The following is a 24210-nucleotide window of genomic DNA, read 5'->3' as shown; positions in this document are numbered from 1 at the left end:
TTTGCCCAAAACGCCCGCCCACCGCGGGCTTTTGGGTGTTTTTATAAAGGAGCCATTTACTTATGAAGAAGGGCAAGCGCTGGGCGTCGATATGGGACTCCTTCATGTATTGGTTCGGGCGCCGCTCGTTGCAGAGCCGTCTGATTGCCGCGTATATTTTTATTATTTTGGGACCTTGCGTGCTGGTGTCCTTTTATTCATATGAATTGATTAATAACATGTATGTACGCGATGCGAGGGATAAGAACCAATCCCTGCTCGATATGGAGGATCTGCACATTCAAACGCAGATCGAATCCATGGAACGGGCCATGCAGGTCGCATATGATGATCAGGAAGCAATAGATTATCTCGCTAATACTAGCGAGCCTGATACCGAAGATTTGGTGGATTTCAGCAACCGTGGTTTCAAGAATCTGACACGCATTCAATATTACAACCCTAATGTGGAGCATCTCCGCATGTTTTCCAACAACAACATTATTGAAATTTGGCCGATGTTCCTGCGTGAAAGCCGCGTGGCAGACGAGGTATGGTACCAGAGGGCAGTTCAGATGAAGGGAACAAATTCCTGGTCCTTCCATTATAATGACCCCGATATCCTTGATCGCTACAAGGGACAGTCTCCGGCATTAACACCAAAGGTGTCTCTTCTTCGCGAGAAGAGCATTCCGGCAAATCATCATGTAGGCATGGTTCAGGTAGATATGCTGCTCGATAAGTTCAGCCCCAGAACCTATTCTGTGGTTAAGGATAGCCAATCGCAAATGTTAATTGTCGATAGCGAAGCCCAGATCTTTACCCGGAGCGAAAATTCCTTCTTGGCTACAAATTCGGTAATGAAGTCGGTGATTCAGGAGCGGCTTCAGCGTTACAGGACAACCGGAGAATGGGACATCAATTACACGGAAAACGGAAAATCATTTCTTCTGCTGCACAAGCCGATCGAGCGGATCAACGCGGACCTGCTCAATATCGTCTCCATGGACAGCGTACTGGAGGAAATATCACATACACGCAATATACTCATCGGCGCCAATATCGGATTTATTACGCTGGTAACGGCTATCGCTTACGTGATGAACGCCTTTATTCTAAAGAGCCTTCGCTTGCTGACCGAAGAAATGAAGAAGGTACGGCGGGGAGAAACCTACAGCGGAATCACGATCCGCGGAGGCGGCGAGGTCGGGGAACTGGCCCATCATTTCTCGAAGCTGATGAACACCATTAATACCCTGGTAGCGCAGGCTGTATATAAGCAGGCGCTGACTAAAGAGGCGGAACTGCGCACGCTACACAACCAAATTGACGCCCATTTCCTCTACAATACATTAGAAAATATTAAAATGCTGGCCGAGATCGAGAATCAAAGGGCCATCTCTGATGCGCTGACTTCCCTCGGCGGTATGATGAGGTACAACTTCAAATGGTCCGGGGAGTATGTGAAGCTACACGATGAAACCCGGCATATTGAGAACTATATCGAGGTTATGAATATCCGATTTGATGAGCCTATTCAGCTCCGGCTTGATATTCCATATGATTTCATGGAATTGGAGGTGCTCAAGATGTCGCTGCAGCCGATTGTCGAAAATGCGGTTAAGCATGGTTGGACGGGAGAAGAGTCAGGGACACGCGAAATCTCCATTCAGGTTGACGAATGGGAGCATAATTTGATTAGGATGGTCGTGACCGATAATGGGGTAGGGATCGAAGAAGAGGTTCTGAGAGAATTGAATCAGGAATTGGAAACGGTCGGTCTGACCGACAAAGTTCCTGGAGGTTTCGGAGCAAAACCAAGCACATATGGCATTGGCCTTCGCAACGTACAAGAGCGAATCCGGATCTTTTACGGGAAGGAGTATGGTTTAAAAGTATTCAGCGAGCAGGGTCGGTTCACCCGGGTGATGATGGTGCTGCCGAAGGTGCTCTTAACAGGGAGGGTAGGCACGGATGACAAAACTGATGATCGTCGATGACGAAAAGAATATCCGATTCGGACTTAAGACTATGATCGAGCGCGAGTTTCCAGGAGAATTTGAATTGATTACGGCAAGTCAGGGCGCTGAGGCGCTTGAATTATACCGGGCCGAAGGTGCCGAGATTATGATTACGGACATTCGGATGCCTGTTATGGACGGAATCGCCCTAATCGAGCAGCTTTTGGCAGAGCCGCTGCCGGGCGCTCAGACGGTACGGCCGTTGGTCATTATATTAAGCGGTTTTGAAGATTTTGAATATGCCAAGGCAGCGATCCGTTATCAGGCTGTTGATTATTTGCTGAAGCCCATTCGCCGGGACGAATTGTTCGGAGCGCTGCGGAAATGCCAGGATAACCTGGCCAAAAGCTCGCAGATGGCGGAACAATTAGCGGTCACGGAGAATTACAGACAGCAGATCCAAGCAGGAAAACTGATGGATCTGATGCTATTGAAGGATTTTACCGAAGAGGATGTAAGAAAATTAAGCGCTGAAATAGATGTCGAGCGGTATAATTCTCCGTTTTCAGTTGCTCTGCTGACCTATAAGTATGAGAACGGCAGCAGGATGAAGAAGGATGAGTTGAAGTCGCTTGCCGAGCATATGTTTAAAACTGTGGACGGTCAACTGAAGGCCTCGTTGCTGGATCATGAGGGCAGAGTCATTTTAGTAGGAGGGCCCCAGCGTAAATTTGCGGAGTTATCCATTTTGGCGGATGAAAAAGAGCTCGACGGTTTATTGATCGGGGTGAGCGAGGAAGGAAGCCGATTGCAGGATCTTGCCAAGTGTTACAGACAGGCGGCGGAATCTCTGAGCTACACGTTCATTTATCCGAAAACGCATCTGATCTGGTTCAAGGAGCTGCCGGCAGAACGTCCGCGCCATGTCGTTCCGAAGGAAGAGATCCGCAAACTGGGCAATATTCTCGGAACCAATCAAGAGAAGGAAATCGGGCAGCTGCTGCATGACATATTTAAAATTGAGCATTTGGCGGGGATGGATATCGATTATCTGAATGCCGTGAGCAAACAGATCAATGAACAGGTCCTTGATGAGGTATTCCGGATGTATGGAGAAGCGTCTGTTGAGGTCATCAAGCTCTACCGTAAGGTAGGAGATCTGTCTAACTTCCGTCATTTCCATGATTATTTCCGATCCCTGGAACAACTGATGTTCAGCCTGAACGAATACATTAAAGAGATACGCTCGGCCCATACCGAGCACGGAGATATGAAGGATGCAGTACATTATATCGAGACAAACTATCACCGCCCTCTTAACATGGCGATCGTGAGCAATTATGTATCCTTGAATTATTCTTATTTCAGCGAGGCATTTAAGGCATATACCGGGGAGAGCTTCGTAACTTATCTAAAGAAGGTTAGGATCCGCAAAGCGAAGGAATTAATCGGAACAGGTTCGCTGAAGCTGTCGGAAATCAGTGCGGCAGTCGGATTTGAGAACACCCGGCATTTCTCACGGGTATTTAAGGAGCTTGAGGGCATATCTCCTTTTGAATACCGCGGCAAGCTTTTTGTCGGGAATGAACGTTTTAACGACCGGGAGCTGCCGGAAGAAGAATAGGTCATTTAATACATGAATAAAAGGCGGTTCCCTGGCACCTCCGGTGAGCAGGGGCCGCCTTTTCTTAGTTAAGGCAGCTTTTTCTCAGCCTTCAGAATCGATGCTGCAATTTTTTCCTCCAAGTTAAAAATGCTTTGCTTGTTTTTCTGGACTTGGGCAGAAAGCGTGAGCAAGCGGGCAAGGGTATCGGAGCTGCGGTCTGCGTCCCCTTTTTTGACAGCGGCTTTAAAATTGCTCCACTCCGTAGAAATCAGCTTGTTGGAGGATGATATTGCGCTTTTTTCCGACTTGATTTTGGTTTTGTGCGGGTCGACTTCATCCAGGATCTTGCGGATCTCCTCCGATTTTCGGGTCTTCTCCTTTTTGGCTGCCTGCAGTGCCGATTCCTTGTTGCGAATGTCCTGCCTTGCCAGGGTGCTGGCGACCTTTAGTCCGTCGGCTTGTGTCTTGAGCAAGGAGTACAACGCTTTGTCCTTTAGCTTCTTAGCGGCCGTGGCCTGTTTGCTTACCGAAGAATAAGAGTCGAAGAGGGGCTGGTACTTGGTCTTTGCCGTCTTCACCTGCTCGTCCAGCTTTGTGATGACGCTCTTGTCGATCTCCTTCAGCTTCTTGCGGGCAGCCGTTAGCCTGGCCTCATTGTCGTAACGCAGTGTGGAGGTTTTAGAGTCCAAAGCAGCCAAATCCTTTTGAAGCTTGGAAAAGTCGGCGTACTGCTTGAGAAGCTTGGTCCCCTTCGTACCTCCCGCCTGGTCGGCCGCTTTGTTGACTTGGGCGTTCAGCGAATCGGTAAATTCAATGGCCGCCGCCATGGCGGGCCGTCCTCCCCAAGCCGTACCTATCAGGAGGCTGAAGATGAGTGCATACGCAGGAAGTCGGGTGCGGATTTTCATGAATAACACCTCTCTTATCATTTGTTTCCGGCACAAGATGCCGAGCCGGTGCGAGATACCGGAGAACGACAAAAAAACACCCGCAAGCCAGGCACAATCGGCCTTGGCAATACGGGTGCTTCCCTTATTGTTACATCGCATCTCGGTATCTTGTTATTTGTAAAATATACAGGATCTTCCTTGGATTTGTCAATCCGCCGACGGAAGGGGACATCCCCTACCTAGGCTGTAAGTCGGCCTGCATATATTCCAGCTTGCGGATAATCTCCTTCTGCCATTTAACATCCCCCAGACCGACCGCGAGGTTCAGCAGGTCCAAGTAATCGTCGATTTGCAGCGAAGATTTACGGGTAGATACTTTCATGGGCTTCCTACTCCTTTATGTGAAAAATAAATAAGTTCCTGTTCAAATGAAGATAATGATAATCATTATCATATGTTGTTAATTATCATTATGCACAATTAAGGGCAAAAAGTAAATAACGAGTATCTAATAAAATGCGGAGAAGCTTGACAACCTCCAGGATTTATGGAAAATGAGGAGAAATAATACAAGGGAGGCACTATGGAAACTGAATCTTTGTTAAAAGTGGAAGAGCTGGCGCTTAAAAAGTACAAAATCTTCAAGCAAAGCCAGCTTCGTTACATCGCCAGAGCCATGCTTGCGAGCATGTTCATCGGATTCGGGGTCATCGTAGCCTTCAAGAGCGGAAACTTTTTCTACATGGAGCAATCCCCGCTGACTTATCCGATGGCCGCCATTACGTTCGGCGCGGCAATTATCCTGATCGCTTATGGCGGAGGGGATCTTTTCACCGGAAATACGTTTTACTATACTTATGCCGCGCTGCGAAAGAAGCTGAAATGGCTTCAGGTCGTTAAACTGTGGGTTCTTAGTTATATCGGGAATATATTAGGAGCCTGCGCCTTTGCGCTGCTGATCTACCTGACCGGACTTTTTGACGATTCCTCTGTCAACAGCTTCCTGCTGAATGTGGTAGAGCATAAGATGAGCACCTCGACCATAGAGCTGTTTTTTCGGGCAATTCTATGTAACTGGCTGGTCTGCCTGGCTTTCTTCATTCCTATGTCCTTGCAGGGGGATGGCGCCAAAATGTTTGCGATGATGCTGTTCGTGTTCTGCTTCTTCATTTCGGGATACGAGCACAGTATAGCTAATATGTGTACATTCGCAATTGCGTTGGTACTCAACCATCCGGGCACCATTTCCTTCGGCGGGGTCGTGCACAATTTGGTTCCTGTTACGCTGGGTAATTTGGTAGGCGGTGTATTGCTGATGGGCTTTATGTACTATTTTGTCAATAAACCGTTCCTGGATGCGGAAAATCACGAAAAATTGCCGAAAAAATAGGACTTATAAGACCGGCTTCTCTCTTCAGAGTAGAGGCCGGTCTTTTTTGCGTGCGGTTCCGCGTTTGAATTTTTAGGTAAAAAAGCCTATTTGAACTTTCAAAATTATGTTAAAATTAAACGAAATAGGATGAATATCCTGGAAAACAGCTCCATAGTCACTGTTTCTGTCACAATGACTCCCGCTCCTTGTTCTCCCACTCTATCCTTCTTTGCTAGGCGGCCGGGTATACAATCATAATTCAAAGGGTGCATGATGATGAAGCGAATACTTTGGATGTTCATTTTTGCCATCATACTTTTTACTTCCTTCTATAATCCGGCTTTTGGAGAGGGCAGTTCCAGGCATAATGTGACTTACTACACCGAGCTCGACTACCCGCCTTATAAATTTAACCAGCATGGATATCCCTCCGGCTTCGATCTGGAACTGACCCGGATGCTGTTTGAAGAGGATAAATATTCGATTTATTATACATTCGATAATTGGGAATCCGCCTATAATAAGCTCAAGAACCAGGAGATCGATACCGTCGGTCTGATGGCGGTTTCGGATAGCCGTAAGGATGATTTGCTATATTCCAAACCCGTTATGCGTACATATACCGGCGTCTATGTGAGGGAATACTTCGAAGGTCAGGTGACGCTTGCAACGCTGCAAAATTTCAAGATCGGCGTGGCAGCGGGACAATATACGGAACAACAGCTCAAGGTTAGCGCCGGAGTGGATGATTACAGCAGTTTTCCGACCGTTGAGGAAGGGTTGATGGCGTTAAGAGAGGGATCGATTGATCTTCTGTTCGAGAACCAGCAGGTCGTCAATTACTTAATGGTCAAAGAGGGGATGAATAAGGAAATTCGCCAGGTGTTATACGATTTGTATCCAGTGGACATAGCTTATGGCGTCAGTAAAGGTTCGCCTCAAATGGTGGAATATATCAATAAAAGAATTGACGAACTGCGCGGAGAGCAAAGCTACGAAGCTTTATACGAAAGGTATTTCTTCAAGCATTCCGATTTTTACTTGGAAAGAATCCGAAATCGTTATATATTGGCCGGCTTCATTCTTGTTTTCTTCCTTATCTTGAGTTATGTGCTCCTCAAGCTGTACATTAACCGGCTCCGGAGAGCGATTCATGGGGAACAGCAATTCTCCAAGGATGTGCTGGATCATACGAATCTATTTATCTGGGCCGTGCAGGGCGATAGAACAACCGTCCGCCTTAATAAATATGCCGAGTGGCTGACCGGGATCAAGGAAGAGGCCGCGATCGGAACCAAGTACAATGAACTCCCTGGCTTGAAGGATCGTTACAAAGAGTTGTTCACCCTTCTCGACGATGCGCTGTCTATGAAGTTCGTGGACAACCGGGAGATGACGCTGGTATGCGCGGACGGGAGCCCTTCCAAAGTGTTTCTGTTCCGGTCTTCCACGATCCGCGGCTTGTCCGGGGACCCGGATGTGTTTGTGGTGGCGGGGATGGATATCCAGGATCGCAAGGTTTACGAGAACAAACTGCAAAACAGTTATCAGGAGCTTGAAGCTACATATGAAGAGCTGGCGGCGACTCAGGAAGAGATGGAACGACAGTTCGATGAGTTGATCAAAAAAGAGGACAAGCTCCGTATCAGCGAGGAGCGATTCAGATTGGCCACCTTGGGATCCGGTGCGGTTATCTGGGATACGGTACCCTCTACTGGGGATTACTTCGTCTCCGATCGGCTGTTCGAGCTGCTGGGTTACGAGCGGGACGAGATTCAGTCGACGCTAGGTGGTTGGATGGAGCTGATCCATCCCGATGATGTTAAGCGCATCACAAAGCTGCGGCAGGAGTACTTGAACGGAGAGAGTCCTGTTTATGAGGGCGAATATCGCATGCGCAAAAAGGATGGATCTTATATCTGGATCCAAGCCAGAGGCAGGCTCCGTAAAAATCATGAAGGCCAGGTCGTTCGGTTCGCCGGGTCCATGATCGATATCACCGACCGTAAGGAATCCGAGCTCCGGCTGCAGCAAAGCAACCACGAGTTGGAGGCGATGTGCGAAGAGTTGACGGCGACTCAGGATGAATTGCGGATCAACTATGAACAGTTGCTGGAGAATCAGGAAATGCTGCGCCGGAACGAGGAACGTTATCGGTTAGTTACAGAAGCCTCGAATGGAGGCATCTGGGAATTCGATCTGGTAAAGAAAAGGTATTATTACTCCCAACGATGGTTCGAACTGCTCGGATATTCTCATGAAGATCACGTGACGAATGAGATGGTTACGGATATCGTTCATCCGGATGACATTGAGAAATATCAGCGCGAGTTGGAGGCGGCCAAGAAAAATGGCAAGTCCCTGTTCGAATGCGAATATCGGCTGCGCATGAAAAATGGAGAGTACCGCTGGTTTCAGGGTAGAGGAAAGACGGTTCTTAATGAAGCCGGCGAATCCATCCGGTTTATAGGTTCGATTTCAGATATCAATGAGCTGAAGCTGTCCCAGGAGCGTTTGCAGCACTTGGCATACTACGATGCGCTTAGCGATCTGCCAAACCGCTTGTATCTGCTGGAGGAATTGGAATTGGTCTTCTCCCGTCCCGACGGGAAAGCGGCTCTGTTCTTCGTAGATACGGACAACTTTAAATACATAAATGACACGCTTGGCCATAAATTCGGTGACCGTTTGCTGATAGAAGCCAGCTCCCGTCTCTCCAAGATCATTGGAGATGAAGGAATGCTGTTCCGGCTCGGCGGGGATGAATTCGTCATTCTTATGAAGGAAATCGAGCGGAAGGAGCAGGCCGTTGAGCTGGCCGATCGGCTGCTGGATGGGTTCAAAACGCCGTTTCATATCAATGACAGCGATCTCTATGTATCCGTGAGCATCGGGATTTCATACTATCCGCAAGACGGGACGAACGCAGAGGAAATACTGAAAAATGCGGACGTGGCCATGTATGCCGCCAAAGAAGCGGGTAAAGGGAAGTACATGATCTTCGATCCTTCATTCCTTCAAGCGTTTAATGAACGGGTTCAACTGGAAAAGTATCTGCGGCAAGGATTACAAAATGAGGAGTTTCTGTTATACTATCAGCCGCAGCTAAGCTTGAAAACCGGCAGAATCATTGGGTTTGAATCGCTGATCCGCTGGAATAGTCCGGAGCTCGGATTCGTATCGCCACTTACATTTATCAAGGTTGCGGAAGACAGCAGACTGATTATTCCCATAGGGGATTGGATTATTTTGCAGGCTTGCATGTTTGCCAAGCGGTTACAGGATCAAGGGCACGGACACTATAAAATTGCGGTCAATATTTCGGTGATCCAACTGATTCAGGACAATTTCGTCGATAAAGTAATGGAGTCGCTGGAAATAACGGGGCTTGAACCGGAATTACTGGAACTCGAAATTACGGAATCGACAATTGTGGAGTCGTTTGACCAGCTGATCCCGAATCTTTCCTTCCTTAGATCCAAGGGAATTCAAATTGCTCTCGATGATTTCGGAACCGGATACTCGTCTCTCGGGTATCTGAAACAAATGCCGATTACGACGCTGAAAATCGATAAAACCTTTATCGAGCATGTGCCTAACGATGACGATAGCCGTTCTTTGGCCCGGGCAATTGTATTGATCGGCAGAAAGATGGGACTCAAGGTCGTGGCGGAAGGCGTGGAAACGGCCCGGCAAATGCAGTATGTCAAACGGGCAAAATGCGATGTAATTCAAGGATACCTTATCAGCAAGCCGCTTCCTGAAAAGGAAGCGATCCGGCTTATCCGGAGCAATCCTGTTTACGACATCGGCGGAAAAGCTTCCGCCTTGCAGCATCCTGAATGAGGGCAATTGTATATTTGGGAGCAGGAGGATCGTACAGACTTCTAGGTTTTATCACATCATGTAGGGAGGATCCTCATTGAAAAAAGTTATTCTGGATGTAGATACAGGCGTGGATGATGCAATGGCTATCGTCTATGCCGCACACTCCCCCGAGCTGGAACTGATCGGGATTACGACTTGCTTCGGGAATGTTACGGTAGCGGAAGCTACGAGAAATACATTGGCGGTGCTGGAGAAGCTGGACAAGCCGGTTCCCGTCATAGAAGGAGCCAAGGAAACTCTGCGCCGCGGAGAGAAAGCCCGTTACTCGAGGCATGTTCATGGGGAGGACGGGCTTGGAAACACACTGAGTACGCCGCCGCAGGGCCAAGCGGAACCGGGGATAGCGGCCGATTATATCATTGATCAGGTAACGCGCTATCCGGGTGAACTAACGATCATAGCGGTGGGTCCGTTGACCAATCTGGCGCTGGCGATTGAAAAGGAGCCGGGAATCGTGACCTTGGTCAAGGAAGTGATTGTGATGGGCGGTGCGGTTACCATGCCCGGCAATGTTACGCCATACGGGGAGGCCAATATTGTGGCCGATCCGGAAGCAGCCGCCGTGGTATTCGCATCCGGATTGCCGCTGACGCTGGTCGGACTGGACGTCACGCTGCAAACGCTGCTGCCGAGAACGCAGTTGGATGCTTGGCGGTCGTCCGGCCGGAACGAAGCGATCTTCCTTGCGGAAATGAGCGAGTTCTATATGGGATTTTACGAATCGACTTATCCGGGAAAAGGAGGCTGCGGCCTGCATGACCCGTTAGCGGTAGGGGTTGCCGTGGATCCAAGCCTGGTCCGTGTAGAGCCGATGCGGGTAACGGTCATTACCGGGGGCGACCAAACCGGCAGAACTGTAGGAACGACGGAAGGCGAACCGAAAATCAGCGTTTGTACCGGCGTTGACGCGGATCGATTCCTGAAGCATTTTACGAGCCGAATTATAGGCGGGGAAGTTTAATATTAAAAGCGCGAGTAGCGGGGGATGCCTCCTGCTACTCGCGCTTTTATTGTAGAAGATCTAGTCGATGGTTACGTCCGGGTCCGTAAGGAAAGCCGTAATCGGCATGGAAGCGGCGCCGAGCGCCGTGGAACGGATGCCAAGCTTGGCGAAATCGACATGTGTTTTTTTGCGGTGATATGATAAGCTCCGGCTCTCAATCGTGCGCAGCATGGCATCTTCAAACAATTCGCCGGCCAACGACAAGCGATTGCCGATGACGATGAGCTCCGGGTTTAGAATGTTGACCAGATTGGCCAGCCCGACGCCGAGCTGGGAGCCGATCTCGTTTAACAGGGAAACGGAGGCAGGATCGCCTTGTTTGGCTGACTTCATGATGCTCTCCAGATCGGGAGCTTCGCCATGTCCGTCGAGGGCTGCAGCACGGTCAAGCAAGGCCTTCTCCGAGGCCAGCGTTTCCCAGCAGCCCCGGTTGCCGCAGCGGCAGAGCGGCCCGTTTTCCGCAATCGTCATATGGCCGACTTCGCCGGAGAAGTTGGAAGTTCCCCGGTATAACTCCCCGCCAACGATAATTCCTGAGCCGATCCCGACGCCAAGACTTAAGTAGATCAAATTGAGCGAATCGCGGCCGGCACCATACAGCTTCTCACCAATCGCTCCGGCGTTCGCCTCATTATCAATATGAATGTTGTCGCTGAATTCCGCCGCCAGGGCACCTGCCAGATCGACGTTATCCCAACCCAGGTTAGGAGCAGAAACGACGCGGTTCTTTTCATTAACGAGTCCGGGAACTCCGATGCCGATCCCGACGATCCCGTAAGGGGACTCGGGGAGCTTTCGCTTAAGCAGCAAGATCGTTTTTCGAATTTGCTCAAGAACCGTCTCCGGAGAGAAGTCCGTTAAAGGCACGTTTTTCTCATGGAGGACATTCCCCTCCAAGTCAACCAAGATAGCCAGCAGATCACTGACCCGGATATCTATGCCGATGGCGAAGCCTGCATTTTTATTGAATAGTAGAAGCGTCGGTTTACGTCCGCCGCTCGATTCCCCCGGACCGATCTCCGTAACAAGATTGCTGTCGATCAGTTCGGAAACGAGCGAGGAAACGGTCGCTTTATTTAAGCCAATGCCGGCTGAAATATCTGCACGGGACAAGGGCTGACGCTGACGGATGGTGTCCAGCACGATGCTCTTGTTCATTTTTTTTATCAACTGCTGGTCGCCGGTAATTTTCATGATAATCCTCCGTATAGACTTGCTCTTATTTGCCATCATATCATAAAAACAAAAAGGTAACTGAATAACTTAGTTAGTTTACTAGACAAACTAAGTATAACGTGATACGATCTAGTTGAAAAGGGCATGCAGACAAATCTACAGGGCATGCTACTTAAGAAATCATGTTCAATCAATCAGGTTTTCTGCATCCAAGATTACAACATGTCCGAAATTTGATTTGTTGAACCATCTTTTTAAGGGAGCCCATGAAAGGGCTTACTAAAATCCAAATCATGCAGGGAGGACTCAAAAGTGAGTTATTTCAAGAACATTAGCAAAATTCAGTATGAAGGCGCAGGCTCCAACAACCCTCTGGCATTTAAACATTATAACGAAAACGAAGTCGTACTCGGAAAATCGATGAAAGAACACCTCCGGTTTGCTGTAGCTTACTGGCATACATTCACCATGAACGGTACCGATCCTTTCGGTGCGGCCAACATGATCCGTCCTTGGGAGACTGTATCCGGCCTGGATCTGGCTAAAGAACGCGTAGAAGTTAATTTTGAATTCCTTCAAAAACTCGGCGCTCCTTACTACTGCTTCCATGACGTCGACGTAGCTCCTGAAGGCGCAACTTTGAAAGAATCCAACCAGAACCTCGACGTAATCGTTGCTAAATTGAAAGAAGGCATGAAGGATACTGGCGTTAAGCTGCTTTGGAATACGGCTAACATGTTCTCCAATCCACGTTACGTCCATGGTGCTGCAACAACTTCGAACGCCGACGTATTCGCTTACGCTGCTGCTCAAGTTAAAAAAGGCTTGGAAACTGCAGTTGAACTGGGCGCTGAAAACTATGTGTTCTGGGGCGGACGTGAAGGTTACGAATCCCTGTTGAATACGGATATGGGCCTTGAGCTTGACAACCTGGCAAGATTCTTCCAAATGGCGATCGACTACGCTAAGGAAATCGGCTTCAAAGGTCAATTCCTGATCGAGCCAAAACCAAAAGAGCCTACAAAACACCAATACGATTTCGACGCGGCTACTACAATCGCGTTCCTGCAAAAATACAACTTGCAAGATCATTTCAAACTCAACCTGGAAGCTAACCATGCTACGCTCGCAGGTCACACTTTTGAACATGAATTGCGCGTAGCCCGCTTGAACAACATGCTCGGTTCGATCGATGCGAACCAAGGCGACATGCTGCTCGGCTGGGATACGGACGAATTCCCGACTGACCTGTACTCCGTTACACTTGCTATGTACGAAATTCTCGAAAACGGCGGCATCGGCTCCGGCGGCGTAAACTTCGACGCTAAAGTAAGACGTACTTCTTTCGAGCCTGAGGATCTGTTCTATGCTCATATCGCGGGTATGGATACTTTTGCGAAAGGCCTGAAAGTGGCTGCAAAAATGAAAGAAGAAAAATTCATCGACGGATTGCTTGAAGAGCGCTATTCCAGCTTCAAATCCGGCATCGGCGCCGACATCCTGTCCGGCAAAGCCAACTTCAAATCGTTGGAAGCTTATGCTCTTGAGCACAGCGACATCCGCAACAAATCGAACCACCTCGAGCTGGTTAAAGCCCGCTTGAACGAGTACATCTTCGGAACAAAATAAGCAATCGGAACGAACGACTACCGGTGCGATTGATCTTTGATTGAAACAGCAAAAAGGGACGCCTGCCGTCCCTTTTTGTGGTATTTGGCCTGCTTGGTTGGGCAAGGCTTAACTGACTAGTTGAATGAAGGGAGAGCGTCACGGATGAAATACGTTATAGGGATTGACCTTGGCACAAGCTCGGTAAAAACGGTGCTGGTGAACAAGGAGGGAGAAATCAAAGGGGAAGCTACAGCAGCTTACCCGCTGATTCAGGAGCGTCCGGGCTACAGCGAGCAGAATCCGGAGGAATGGGTGAACGGAACGATCGCCTGCCTGAAGCAATTGCTCCAGGAAAACAGTATTTCGGGGGAAGATATTGAGGGCGTGTCCTTCTCGGGACAAATGCACGGTATGGTTTTGCTTGATGAGCAGAATCATGTACTGCGCAACGCGATTCTGTGGAACGATACCCGCACGACGAAGGAGTGCCGGGAAATCGAGCAGAAGCTCGGCGGCAAGCTGCTCGACATTACGCGCAATGCAGCCTTGGAAGGATTTACGTTGCCGAAAATCCTGTGGGTGCAAAAGCATGAGCCCGAGCTGTTCGCCAAGGCGGCACGGTTCGTGCTGCCGAAGGATTATCTGCGCTACCGGATGACCGGGCGCGTAGAGATGGAAATCTCCGATGCCGCAGGCACGCTGCTGCTGAACGTTCCGGAAGGGGCCTGGAGCGAGGAAATCGCTCAGGCGTTCGGCCTTCCGGAAGGGTTCTGCCCGCCGCTGGTCGGCAGCACGGAGCAAACCGGCACGCTGCTGCCGGAATTCGCGCAGCAGTGCGGGCTCTCGCCGAACACCCGGGTGTTCGGCGGCGGCGCGGACAATGCCTGCGGCGCGGTAGGCGCCGGCATTGTCCGTAAGGGCGATGCGCTGTGCAGCATCGGCACGTCCGGCGTTGTCCTCACGTACGAAGAGGACAAGAACAAGGACTTCGCCGGCAAGGTGCACTTCTTCAACCATGCGCATCCGGGCGCTTTTTACGCCATGGGTGTGACCCTGGCGGCCGGCTACTCGTTGAGCTGGTTTAAGGACTCGCTCGCGCCGGAGCTCAGCTTCAATGAATTGCTGGAGCCTGTCGGCTCGCTGCCTCCGGGCGCGGACGGTCTGTTGTTCACGCCGTACCTGGTCGGCGAACGCACGCCGCACGCGGACAGCGTCATCCGCGGCAGCTTCATCGGATTGTCCGGCACGCACCGCCGCGAGCACCTCGCCCGCGCCGTGATGGAAGGCATCACGTTCTCGCTGGCCGAGTCCGTGGCCTTGTTCCGCGAAGCCGGCATCACGGTCGAACGCGTCATCTCCATCGGTGGGGGTGCCAAGAATCCGGTCTGGCTGCAAATGCAGGCCGACATCTTCGGCACGCCGGTCGTCTCGCTGAAGAACGAGCAAGGCCCGGCCATGGGCTCCGCCATGATGGCCGCCGTAGGCTGCGGCTGGTTCGGCAGCCTGAAAGAATGCGCCGACAAGTTTATCGGCTACGGCAAAACCTACGAGCCGATTCCGGCCAACGTAGAAACCTACGGCCGCCTGTTCAAGCTGTATCAGCAAGTTTATTCCGCCACCCGTTCGCTGAACGAAGGATTGCAGGAATTCCGCGGCTAAACCGGAGGATCGAATAGACAATTAAAAGCGCGAGACCCTTTACGCTGTAAGGGGTCTCGCGCTTTTGACGTTAAAGAGCTAAACTGGGCGCTCTGTTGGACAATTAACTGTATTTTCTGCAGTTAATTGACTCGAATTCGGTCATTTTGGATGATTAGCTGTATTTTGTACAGTTAATTCTTATCATTTCGCCTTTTTCGCTGGGATGAGCCTAAATTAGCTGTAGGATTTCCAGTTAATTTGCTCGAGACTGGTCTATAGTGCGAAATAACTGTAGATTTTGCAGTTAATTATTAGGGCAGACTGGTTGAGATGCACAGAGAGCTCAGCTTGGTGAGTTCGACTAATGATTCCGAGTGATGATTCAGACTGGTGATCCGGTCCAGCAGCGCAGTAGCCCGTTGGCCCGTTCCTGAGACGTTCGGCCAAGTGCATGAATTAGTTACTTTAACTAACTGGTGACCAAACCGCGCGCATTATGCAAACCTCCCAGTAACATTTTATCCTTGAGTGCCTATAAGAGTAATTTTTCAGTTGTTCAGAATAATTAACTGTATTTTCTACAGTTAATTGACTCGAATTCGGTCATTTTGGATGATTAGCTGTATTTTGTACAGTTAATTTTCATCTTTTCTGCGCTTTTCGCTGGGAAGAGCCTAAATTAGCTGTGGGATTTCCAGTTAATTTGCTCGCGACCGGTTTATCGGGCGAATTAACTGTAGATTTTGCAGTTAATTTTATAGGCCGGGCTAGGTTAGGCGAACAGAGAGCTGAGCTTGATGAGTTCAAGTGGTTATCCCTGATGGATTTCTAAGGATGCTGCTCCAGCAACGCAATAGCCCGTTCCTGAAACGTTCGGCCAAGTGCATGAATGAATTACTTTAACTAACTGGTGACCAAACCGCGCGCATTATGCAAACCTTCCAGTAACATTCCATCCTTGAGTACCATAAGAGTAATTTTTCGTTTGTTCTGAATAATTAACTGTATTTTCTACAGTTAATTGTTCTGAATTCGTTCATTTCGGATAATTAGCTGTATTTTGTACAGTTAATTTTCATCATTCCTGCCTTTTTCGCTGAAAGAGCCTAAATTAGCTGTAGAATTTACATTTAAATGTCCCGGAGTCGGTTTATCGAGAGAATTAACTGCAGGTTTTGCAGTTAATTCTCCGGGCCGAGCCGGGCCGGGCTAAGCGACGGCTTTACGCCTCCGACAGCTGGCCGTCCTCGATGTACACGACGCGGTCGCACAGGTCGAGCATACGTTGGTCATGGGTAACCATGACGGCGGCCTTGCCGCGATGCTTGACCTCGTCGGCCAGCATCTGTACGACGTCGCGGCCGCGCTCGGAGTCGAGGCTGGCCGTCGGCTCGTCGGCGAGGATGATCTCAGGGTCGTTCATCCAGGCACGAGCGATGGCCGCACGTTGGCGTTCTCCTCCGGAGAGAGACTCGGGATAGCGGGTCAGCCGGTGGCCTAGTCCGAGACGTTCGAGCAGGGCGTCGGCTTTCTTTTTCGACTCCGCCTTCGGCTTGCCGGCCAATTCCCCAATCAGCAGCAATTGATCTCTGATGGTCAGATAGGGGATCAGGTTGGCGGATTGAAATATGAATCCGATCTTGGCGAGCCGGACATCGTTCAGTTCGGAGCCGCTCAGTTTGCTGACATCCTGTCCGCCGATCAGGACTCTGCCCCGAGTCGGGGATAACAGAGCGCCGGCAATGGAGAGGAACGTGCTTTTTCCGGCTCCAGAAGGGCCGACGACAGCCACGAATTCCCCGGCCTTCACCTCTAGCGATACCCGGTCAAGCACCTTGACCTCGGCATCTCCGTCGCCGTACACTTTGCTGACCTGATCGAGCAGCAACTTGCTGTCGCCGTTCGAATCGGAGCGTGCCCAAAACTTCACATCTTGTTCTTTTGTCATCGTGCTCATTATGCAGCCCTCCCAATAGCTTCGATCGCATCTACTTTAGCAACCCGATAAAGCGACAGCAGCGAGCCGGCCACGGCAACGACCAGGAATAGCAGCGCACTGCCGCCGACCAGGCTGAAATTTAATTCAAAAGGCATGCTGTCCGGCAGTACGGCCGAAACGCCGTATGTTAAGGCGATCCCGATGGCCAGACTGAACACGGAAAGAGACAGCACTTGGGCGAGCAGGCTGCGGGCCAGAAATCCCGTCTTTGCACCGATCGCTTTGAGCACGCCGAACTGATTGATTTTCTGAATTGTGATTACGTAAAAGAATACAGCCAGGACAAACGCGGCAATGATAAACAGAAACGCGATCATCATCAGCAGGGAACCTTGTTCTTCCTTGTATCCGGGTATACCTTTGAGAGCCTCGGCTTTACTGATGACATCGACGCCGGATACCTGTGCGCCGACCTCTGCGGCTGTCGAGCCGGAGCCCTTAAAAGCAATGGCGTTAAAAACAACGCCAGCCCCTCCTTCGCCAGCACCATTCACTTCCCTAGCGGCACTTACCTCACCAGCAGCACTCACAGCGCCATCAGTACTCGCACCACCAGCAGCAGTTGCACCTCCGTCAGCACTCGAATCAGCCGCAGCACTTACACCTTCATTAGCACTCACTTCCCCAGCAGCACTTACCTCACCAGTACCACCATCAGCACTCACTTCACCCACAGCACCGCTTCCCCCCATAGCCCGCGGTCCACTCGCTTGCATTGTTTCCCACGCCGCAAAATTCACATGGAGAACGGGCGAGTGGCTGAACGATTGTCCCTCCGAAAAGCCTACGATCGTAAATTGCCGGCCGGAGGTCTGGTCTTCAATGACATCTCCGAGCTTCAAGCCCTCCGCCTTAAAAGAAGAGTCCGCAACGACCTCCTCCGCGGCATCCGCGCCGATCATCCGTCCTTCCGTCACCTTCGGAGCAAGCATACCGTCCGCTTCGACCGCGAAGAAGGTCGCGTCGATTTTTTTAAGCGAACCCGCTTGGGTTACCGCAGACATCTGAACCCCCAACGGTTCAGCCATCGCCGTATCGCTGGCGTCACGATCCGAAGAGTTTGCCGCCGCGTCCGCGCCCATCGCCAGTCTAACCTGCTCCAGCATGTCTTCCGCCAAAGCCGACCGGCTTAGCCTGTGATCGCTGTTTTGATCGAGCACCAGGTAATCCGCGTTCATATTTTGAATCGAAGAAGCGTTATCGGAGGATAGTCCTTTGGCGAGGCCGGATACAAACAACACCAGCCAGGCGATCAGAACCATGATTAATGAAATCAGCATATAACGCGTCTTAGAATGCTTTAGTTCACGTAGGGCTAAAAACATCTCTATTCCACTCCAGTCCTGTTATCTATTTTTTCGAGCGAGCAATGACTCGCTGCATCTATAAATATAAACAGGATGTATGAACTGAATATGAACGGAAGCTGAGCCGGCAATGAAACCAATAATGAATCTATTAATGAATCTATTAATGAATCTATTAATGAATCGGCAGCCGGATGCGGAACTGCGTTCCTTTTCCGGGTTCGCTTTCGACGTGAATTTCCCCGCCGTGCATTTCGATGATCTTCTCCACGATCGCCAGTCCCAGCCCGCTGCTGCCCTCTTTCCGGTTTCTCGATTTATCGGCCCGGTAGAACCGTTGGAAAATATTCGGCAGGTCGCTTTCGGAGATCCCGATGCCGGTATCGGCAATTTCCACCGCGATATAATCCTTCCCGTCCGGACGAAGCCGGACCGAAATCGTGCCGCCTTCCTCCGTAAATTTGATGCTGTTGGTGATCAGATTGATCCATACCTGATGCAGCAATTTGCTGTCCGCTTGAATAAAGAGCGAAGGCAGATCCATTTTGATCGCCAGCTCTTTTTCACGCCAGCTCCATTCGGTCATGAACAGCACTTGCTTGATTTGGGCCCCTACATCCAATGACCCTTTCTCCAGAATCGTTTCCTCTTTCTCCAGCGAGGCAAGGGTCAGCAGTTGTTTGCTCAATTGCGATATTCTCCGGCTTTCATCCTCAATAATCGAAAGGTAATGCCGGCGCTGTTCCTCCGGCAGATCGGCGGTCAGCAGCGTGTGCGAAAATCCTTGGATCGACGCCAGCGGCGACTGGATTTCGTGAGAGACGTTGGAGACGAATTCCTGGCGCATCGCTTCAAGCTGTTCCAGGCTTTTGGCCATATGGGCGAAATTAACGGCGAGCTTTCCGATTTCATCGTCCCGTTTTACGTCCAGCTTGATGTTGTATTTACCGCGAGCCAGCATTTTGGTGGCCTCCGTCAATTTAACGATAGGCTTGACCATATACCGGGTGCTGAACGCCACCAGAATGATACTAAGCAGAATGGAAACGACAAGGATGATCGCGAAAAAGGTCCGCATTTCCCCGAACTGAACCATAGCGTTAGGACGGAGAAAAAGGGCGTAAGCCGGTTCGCCCGCTCTATGGAGCGGCACGCCGATCGTATTGCGGAGATCGTTGTCGAAGAACCCGGTAATGAACAAACCCGTGGGGAATTCCGTAATTCCATGATACGTCTGACCTTCGAGAACCGACCGGACCGTTCCCGGATCGATCCCGGTTTTCCGGAAGCTTTGCCCGTAAAAAGCATCTTGGCCCTGCTCGTCCACCAAATAAAACTGATATCCGAGCTTTCCGATATGGTCAAGATACGGGGAAAGGGGCAGCTCACCGTTGTCCTCGTAGAAATGCTTGATTTGCTCGGCCATATGAGCGACCTTACTGTCATTATAAGATTTGAGCTTGTACTGGTAATAAAGGTTGGAGGTCAGAAAAGCGATCGAGCTGCTAAGAATCATCACAAGCACGGTGGTGGCGACGATACGGTGGTAGAGGTTCTTCACTTGGCAGCCTCCAGTTTATAACCCACGCCGCGAACCGTAGTGATCGTAAAGTCGCCGCAGTCCGAGAACCGGTCCCGCAGTCGCTTGATATGCACATCGACCGTTCGGTCATCGCCGGCAAAATCAAAGCCCCAAATATGGGCGATTAGCTCTTCACGCGTAAAAATCCGGTTCGGGTAGCTGGCCAATTGGGACAGTAACTCGAATTCCTTCATGGGGAGCAGCAGCTGTTCTCCTTTGCACAACACTTCATAGCTTTTCCGGTCAATGACCGTATCACCCAGCCGAATCGTTTCCGCGTTTACCATCTGATAGCGCCGGAGCAGCGCCTTGGTGCGAAAGAGCAGCTCCTTCGGCTCAAACGGCTTCGTGACGTAATCATCGGTCCCTACGGCAAAGCCTTGTTCCTTGTCGGACAACTGATCTTTGGCCGTCAGCAAAATGACCGGCACATCATAATCCTCCCTGATTTCTTTACAGAGCTGAAATCCGTCCTTCCCGGGCATCATGACATCTATAATGGCCAGATGAACGGGCCGCGCTTCCAGAATAGCCGAAGCCTCGGTTCCGTCGGCGGCTTCGATGACTCCATAGCCTTCTCCTTGCAAATAATAAGTCAACAACTCCCGGATATGGGGGTCGTCATCGGCAATTAAAATTTGGATCACGGTTTAAGCATCTCCTTGACTGGATTTCTCCTGCTATCTACGAATGATGACAATATATCTTAACTGCGGAAATTATACAATTAAGCAGTTATCCAAAATAATGAAATCACCACTTGGCCACCCGCAGTGCTTGCTTGGTCATGTTATAATTTTGATGATCGGCCGCCTGGCGGAAAGGAGAGAGATATGATTGTAGGAGACATCTACCGAAAATACTTCAAAAACAACCTGTTTATGAAAATCATCCTGTTCTTCTCCGTAGTCATGATTTTGACGATCATTACGTTCTCCTATCTGATGTACCGGGTGATGTCGGAAGCTGCGGTTCAGCGGCAAATGGACGTGCAAAAAAGCGCGTTGGAAAGCGTATCGAATTACATTTCCGGCAAATACGAGTCCGTTCAGCGGATGCTGCGCGACGTTTATCGTGACCGGGAGCTGGCTTATAATATGTCCTATTTTATGGAGCACCCTTATCAGGATTATGTGAAGTACAGGCTGGACCGGTTCTTCAACGATACGGGTTCCCCTACGGACACGGTGCAGTATTTCAGAAATCAGGTCGAGGATGACCCGGATATTTTGAGTCTTATGCTGTACAGCGCGGATATGCAGCAATTATACGCCTATAATAGTTTCAAGCAGTTTAAAATCATACCGACCAACGCTTCCCGTTCCTATGTTCCCGATGCGATGTATCTGGAGCAAGAAAGCGGCGTTTCCCTGCCGAACATCTGGATTCGCAAGACGATCGGCATGCCGCAAACGCCGATGTATTCGGTTCGGGTTCCCGTCAATAATAATTTGTCTCTGCGAAACATGGGGCAGCTGGTTGTCTATTTCGACACGAACCGGGTGCAGGAGAGCCTGGAACGTTTCAGCGATAATCTGAAAGGCCAAATTCTTGTCATTTCAAGCAAAGGCGATGTTTTGTTCGATAGTTCGGGCACGTATTACGGACGCGTATATCCTCATTTTGAACAGGTCAATTCCGCGTATGACAATGGGATGATAGCCGATGGTCTGATCGTCACCAAACTGATTCAAAATCAGGGCGGGTTCACTGTCCTCAGCACGATTCCGAAAAATGAGCTTGCCAAAACTTATCGCGGCATCCGGAACACGATCTTGACGATCAGTTTAATTTGTATCTTGGTGGCGATTATCCTGCCGTCCCTGTTTATCAGCAACTTTGCCAAACGGACCTATGGGATTGTCCGCTTTACGCGCAAAGTAAGAAACGGCGATTTGTCGGTGCGCATCGAAGACGACCGTGATGATGAGCTCGGGCTCATCTCCAAGAGCTTTAATAGTGTGCTCGATAATTTAAACCTGTATATAAACCGGGTCTATAAAGCTGAAATCAAGCAAAAGCAATCCGAATTGAAAGCGCTGGAATCCAGGGTCAACCCTCACTTTTTGTATAACACGCTGGAAGTGATCCGCATGCGCGCCGTTTCGCAGGGAGCGAACGATGTAGGCGAAATGATCTACAGCCTGTCGATGCTCTTCAAAAACTATGTGCAGCAAAAGCGGAACTACACGCTAAAGGATGAACTGGAAGCATGCCGCATGTATCTGGAGCTGTTTCGGATCCGCTATAAGGATAGGCTTGCGTATGAAATACAATTCGACAAAGGGCTTGAAACCAGACCGGTGATGAAAATGGCGCTTCAGCCGATCATCGAAAATTACATCGTCCATGGACTGCGGACAGACCGGGACGATAACTTCGTCTCGATTTCCGTATTTCCTTCCGATGGAGGATTAGCGCAAGCTAAGGTAGAGGACAATGGGCGCGGAATTTCCCCGGCCAGGCTGGAAGAAATTAATCAGGGGCTTAAGAAGCCCGATGAATACTCGGAATCTTTCGGCCTGCGGAGCATTCACGAAAGGTTGAAGCTACTGTACGGGGATGCTTATGGGGTGGAAGTACACAGCGAAGAGGGGAAAGGCACGACTGTAATCGTGAATTTTCCTGAGCTAGAGGAAGGTGACCGGAATGTATAAAGTATTTCTTGTGGATGATGAACCGTTTATCATCGAAGGATTGTACGATATCGTGGATTGGGCCCAGCTCGGTATGGAGATCGTCGGCCAGGCCGAGAACGGGAAAGCCGCTCTTCAGGCATTGCACGAAAAGCCGGTAGACATTCTGATTACCGACATTTCGATGCCGGAAATGACCGGTCTGCAACTGATCCGAGAGGCGCGTAAGTTCAAGCCGGCTTTGAAGGTGATCGTGTTAAGCGGGTATGACGAATTTGCCTATTTGAAAGAAGGCATGGCGTTAGGCATTGAGAATTACTTACTGAAACCGATAAATCTGGAGGAGTTCCGCGGGACCTTGGCGAGCGTTCGCGACAAGCTTGAAGTGTCCCGGAGCAATGAGGCCTTGAATGAATATAGCATCCGTATTTTGCGGGATAATGTCATGCACCGCTGGGTGTACAATCAAATCGGCACGCTGGAATTCAAAGAGAGAGCCGACCTGCTCGGGATCGACATCGACAAGCCGCTGGTGCTGATTTCGCTGCTGCGGTTCAGGCTGAACTCCACAGGCGCCTTTGATCTGGTCGAACGGGAGCTTAGCGGAGATCCAAACGTGATCCCGTTCCGTAACAATGATAGCGATATTGTGCTGCTGCATCATTTTGAGGATTCAGGGCAGGGTAAACAAGAGGTGCAAGCGAGAATCGACCGCCTTACTTCTATTTTGTCCTCCTTTCAGCCCCAAATCTCCCTTGGCAGTGTAGAGAACAGGGATACGGGCGCTTCGCTCAGCTATGAAAATGCGAAGAAGGCCCAAGAGTATTTCATGATTTTTCCGGAGAAGAACGTCATCAGCTACGACGAACTGAACGCCCGTTCTGCGACCACCGCCGAGGCGTCTTCCTTTGATTGGAACGAAAGCTCGAGACTGCTGCTTGCTCGGGACAAAGAGGGACTTTTCGCATTAATCGACCGGCAGTTCACCTCCCTTGGCGAATCGGGGGCTGCGTCCCCGGCACTGCTTCAGGAAGTAGCCCTGGAGTGGATGATCCGCATTAAGCTGGAATTGCAGGAAATTCGCCATTCCGAAGACGTCGGTTTGTTTTCGGGCGGATTTGAACAGATCCAATCGGCAACCACGGTGGAAGAGCTTGCAGCCATTGTGAAGCAAACCGCAGCGGCAGTCATGGAGGCCATGACCCGGGATGTGAAGAGTCCGGTCGTTCAGCAGGTGCTGAACACAATTCAGAACTCCTACAACCAGGATCTCTCGCTGAAGACGCTGGCGAACACGTACAAGATCCATCCGGTTTATTTGGGTCAGCTGTTTCATAAAGAAGTAGGCGAATCGTTCACCGAGTATATCAACCGTTACCGGATCGACAAAGCCAAGGAAATGCTGAAGACGACACATCAGAAAGTACATGAAATCGCCCGTAATGTCGGGTACTGGGAAACTGGATATTTTTACAAACAATTCAAAAGGTATGTCGGGGTATCCCCCACGGAATTTAAAGGGTTAGGCTAGCATTTTTCTGCTGGCCGACTCTTTTCTT

General features: G+C 50.1%; 16 protein-coding genes. 9 read left to right on the top strand and 7 right to left on the bottom strand.

Going from position 1 to position 24210, the window contains the following annotated elements:
* Positions 1-62: 62 nt before the first annotated feature.
* Positions 63-1979 carry a sensor histidine kinase gene (locus tag NYE70_RS24655; RefSeq protein ID WP_341048728.1) on the top strand — a complete coding sequence of 639 codons (1917 nt, stop codon included), beginning with the start codon at positions 63-65 and terminating at the stop codon, positions 1977-1979.
* Entirely contained in the window at positions 1954-3564 is a 1611-nt protein-coding gene (locus NYE70_RS24650; protein ID WP_341048727.1) for a response regulator, read from the top strand. The genes NYE70_RS24655 and NYE70_RS24650 overlap by 26 nt, the downstream gene beginning before the upstream one ends.
* 68 nt (positions 3565-3632) lie before the next feature.
* Here the strand turns inward: NYE70_RS24650 and NYE70_RS24645 are convergent, their stop codons facing one another.
* Together NYE70_RS24645 and NYE70_RS24640 are read right to left on the bottom strand one after the other, a co-directional pair.
* The gene (locus tag NYE70_RS24645; protein WP_341048726.1) at positions 3633-4595 is read right to left on the bottom strand and encodes a hypothetical protein; all 963 of its coding nucleotides are present in this window, start codon (positions 4593-4595) and stop codon (positions 3633-3635) included.
* A gap of 76 nt (positions 4596-4671) precedes the next feature.
* Positions 4672-4818 carry a hypothetical protein gene (locus NYE70_RS24640; protein ID WP_211022328.1) on the bottom strand — a complete coding sequence of 49 codons (147 nt, stop codon included), beginning with the start codon at positions 4816-4818 and terminating at the stop codon, positions 4672-4674.
* A gap of 201 nt (positions 4819-5019) precedes the next feature.
* On the opposite strand from NYE70_RS24640, the gene NYE70_RS24635 reads away from it, so the two are divergent.
* The 3 genes from NYE70_RS24635 (at position 5020) to NYE70_RS24625 (ending at position 10657) form a co-directional block, all read left to right on the top strand.
* Entirely contained in the window at positions 5020-5826 is an 807-nt protein-coding gene (locus NYE70_RS24635; RefSeq protein ID WP_211022327.1) for a formate/nitrite transporter family protein, read from the top strand.
* Between the two features lie 258 nt (positions 5827-6084).
* Positions 6085-9654 (top strand): EAL domain-containing protein, encoded by a 3570-nt coding sequence (locus NYE70_RS24630; RefSeq protein WP_341048723.1) that lies wholly within the window; start codon positions 6085-6087, stop codon positions 9652-9654.
* Between the two features lie 76 nt (positions 9655-9730).
* Positions 9731-10657, top strand: coding sequence for a nucleoside hydrolase (locus NYE70_RS24625; RefSeq protein WP_341048721.1), 927 nt, complete (start codon positions 9731-9733; stop codon positions 10655-10657).
* 60 nt (positions 10658-10717) lie between these two features.
* Here the strand turns inward: NYE70_RS24625 and NYE70_RS24620 are convergent, their stop codons facing one another.
* On the bottom strand, positions 10718-11893 hold the full coding sequence (locus tag NYE70_RS24620; RefSeq protein WP_290407192.1) for an ROK family transcriptional regulator: 1176 nt from the start codon (positions 11891-11893) through the stop codon (positions 10718-10720).
* A gap of 294 nt (positions 11894-12187) precedes the next feature.
* Here NYE70_RS24620 and xylA point away from each other — a divergent pair, with 294 nt between their 5' ends.
* Positions 12188-13504, top strand: a complete 1317-nt coding sequence (xylA, locus tag NYE70_RS24615) for a xylose isomerase (RefSeq protein ID WP_211022323.1) — start codon at positions 12188-12190, stop codon at positions 13502-13504.
* A 144-nt stretch (positions 13505-13648) separates the two neighbouring features.
* A complete protein-coding gene (gene xylB / locus NYE70_RS24610) occupies positions 13649-15145 on the top strand; it encodes a xylulokinase (protein WP_211022322.1) in 1497 nt (498 codons plus the stop codon).
* A 1204-nt stretch (positions 15146-16349) separates the two neighbouring features.
* Here xylB and NYE70_RS24605 read toward each other — a convergent pair.
* The 4 genes from NYE70_RS24605 to NYE70_RS24590 all read right to left on the bottom strand — a co-directional run bounded on the left by NYE70_RS24605 (position 16350) and on the right by NYE70_RS24590 (position 20662).
* Positions 16350-17075 (bottom strand): ABC transporter ATP-binding protein, encoded by a 726-nt coding sequence (locus NYE70_RS24605; RefSeq protein ID WP_290407627.1) that lies wholly within the window; start codon positions 17073-17075, stop codon positions 16350-16352.
* 8 nt (positions 17076-17083) lie between these two features.
* Positions 17084-18451, bottom strand: coding sequence for an ABC transporter permease (locus NYE70_RS24600; RefSeq protein WP_341048719.1), 1368 nt, complete (start codon positions 18449-18451; stop codon positions 17084-17086).
* Positions 18452-18608: 157 nt separating this feature from the next.
* Positions 18609-19994: a sensor histidine kinase gene (locus NYE70_RS24595; protein ID WP_211022321.1), complete on the bottom strand. Its 1386-nt coding sequence runs from the start codon at positions 19992-19994 to the stop codon at positions 18609-18611.
* Entirely contained in the window at positions 19991-20662 is a 672-nt protein-coding gene (locus tag NYE70_RS24590; protein WP_341048717.1) for a response regulator transcription factor, read from the bottom strand. Before NYE70_RS24590 ends, NYE70_RS24595 begins: the two co-directional genes overlap by 4 nt.
* A gap of 186 nt (positions 20663-20848) precedes the next feature.
* Here NYE70_RS24590 and NYE70_RS24585 point away from each other — a divergent pair, with 186 nt between their 5' ends.
* Positions 20849-22672, top strand: a complete 1824-nt coding sequence (locus NYE70_RS24585; RefSeq protein ID WP_341048716.1) for a sensor histidine kinase — start codon at positions 20849-20851, stop codon at positions 22670-22672.
* Positions 22665-24182, top strand: coding sequence for a response regulator transcription factor (locus NYE70_RS24580; RefSeq protein WP_341048714.1), 1518 nt, complete (start codon positions 22665-22667; stop codon positions 24180-24182). The genes NYE70_RS24585 and NYE70_RS24580 overlap by 8 nt, the downstream gene beginning before the upstream one ends.
* The last annotated feature ends 28 nt before the right edge of the window (positions 24183-24210 follow it).

It is taken from the genome of Paenibacillus sp. FSL R5-0407, assembly GCF_038009185.1.
GTDB lineage: Bacteria > Bacillota > Bacilli > Paenibacillales > Paenibacillaceae > Fontibacillus > Fontibacillus vini.
This window is presented reverse-complemented; position numbering and strand designations above follow the sequence as displayed.

Coding starts and splice junctions, on each gene's coding strand:
- NYE70_RS24585 (WP_341048716.1), top strand. CDS start 20,849: ATGATTGTAGGAGACATCTACCGAAAATACTTCAAAAACAACCTGTTT.
- NYE70_RS24655 (WP_341048728.1), top strand. CDS start 63: ATGAAGAAGGGCAAGCGCTGGGCGTCGATATGGGACTCCTTCATGTAT.
- NYE70_RS24600 (WP_341048719.1), bottom strand. CDS start 18,451: ATGTTTTTAGCCCTACGTGAACTAAAGCATTCTAAGACGCGTTATATG.
- NYE70_RS24580 (WP_341048714.1), top strand. CDS start 22,665: ATGTATAAAGTATTTCTTGTGGATGATGAACCGTTTATCATCGAAGGA.
- NYE70_RS24630 (WP_341048723.1), top strand. CDS start 6,085: ATGAAGCGAATACTTTGGATGTTCATTTTTGCCATCATACTTTTTACT.
- xylB (WP_211022322.1), top strand. CDS start 13,649: ATGAAATACGTTATAGGGATTGACCTTGGCACAAGCTCGGTAAAAACG.
- NYE70_RS24605 (WP_290407627.1), bottom strand. CDS start 17,075: ATGACAAAAGAACAAGATGTGAAGTTTTGGGCACGCTCCGATTCGAAC.
- NYE70_RS24650 (WP_341048727.1), top strand. CDS start 1,954: ATGACAAAACTGATGATCGTCGATGACGAAAAGAATATCCGATTCGGA.
- NYE70_RS24640 (WP_211022328.1), bottom strand. CDS start 4,818: ATGAAAGTATCTACCCGTAAATCTTCGCTGCAAATCGACGATTACTTG.
- NYE70_RS24620 (WP_290407192.1), bottom strand. CDS start 11,893: ATGAAAATTACCGGCGACCAGCAGTTGATAAAAAAAATGAACAAGAGC.
- NYE70_RS24635 (WP_211022327.1), top strand. CDS start 5,020: ATGGAAACTGAATCTTTGTTAAAAGTGGAAGAGCTGGCGCTTAAAAAG.
- NYE70_RS24645 (WP_341048726.1), bottom strand. CDS start 4,595: ATGCGATGTAACAATAAGGGAAGCACCCGTATTGCCAAGGCCGATTGT.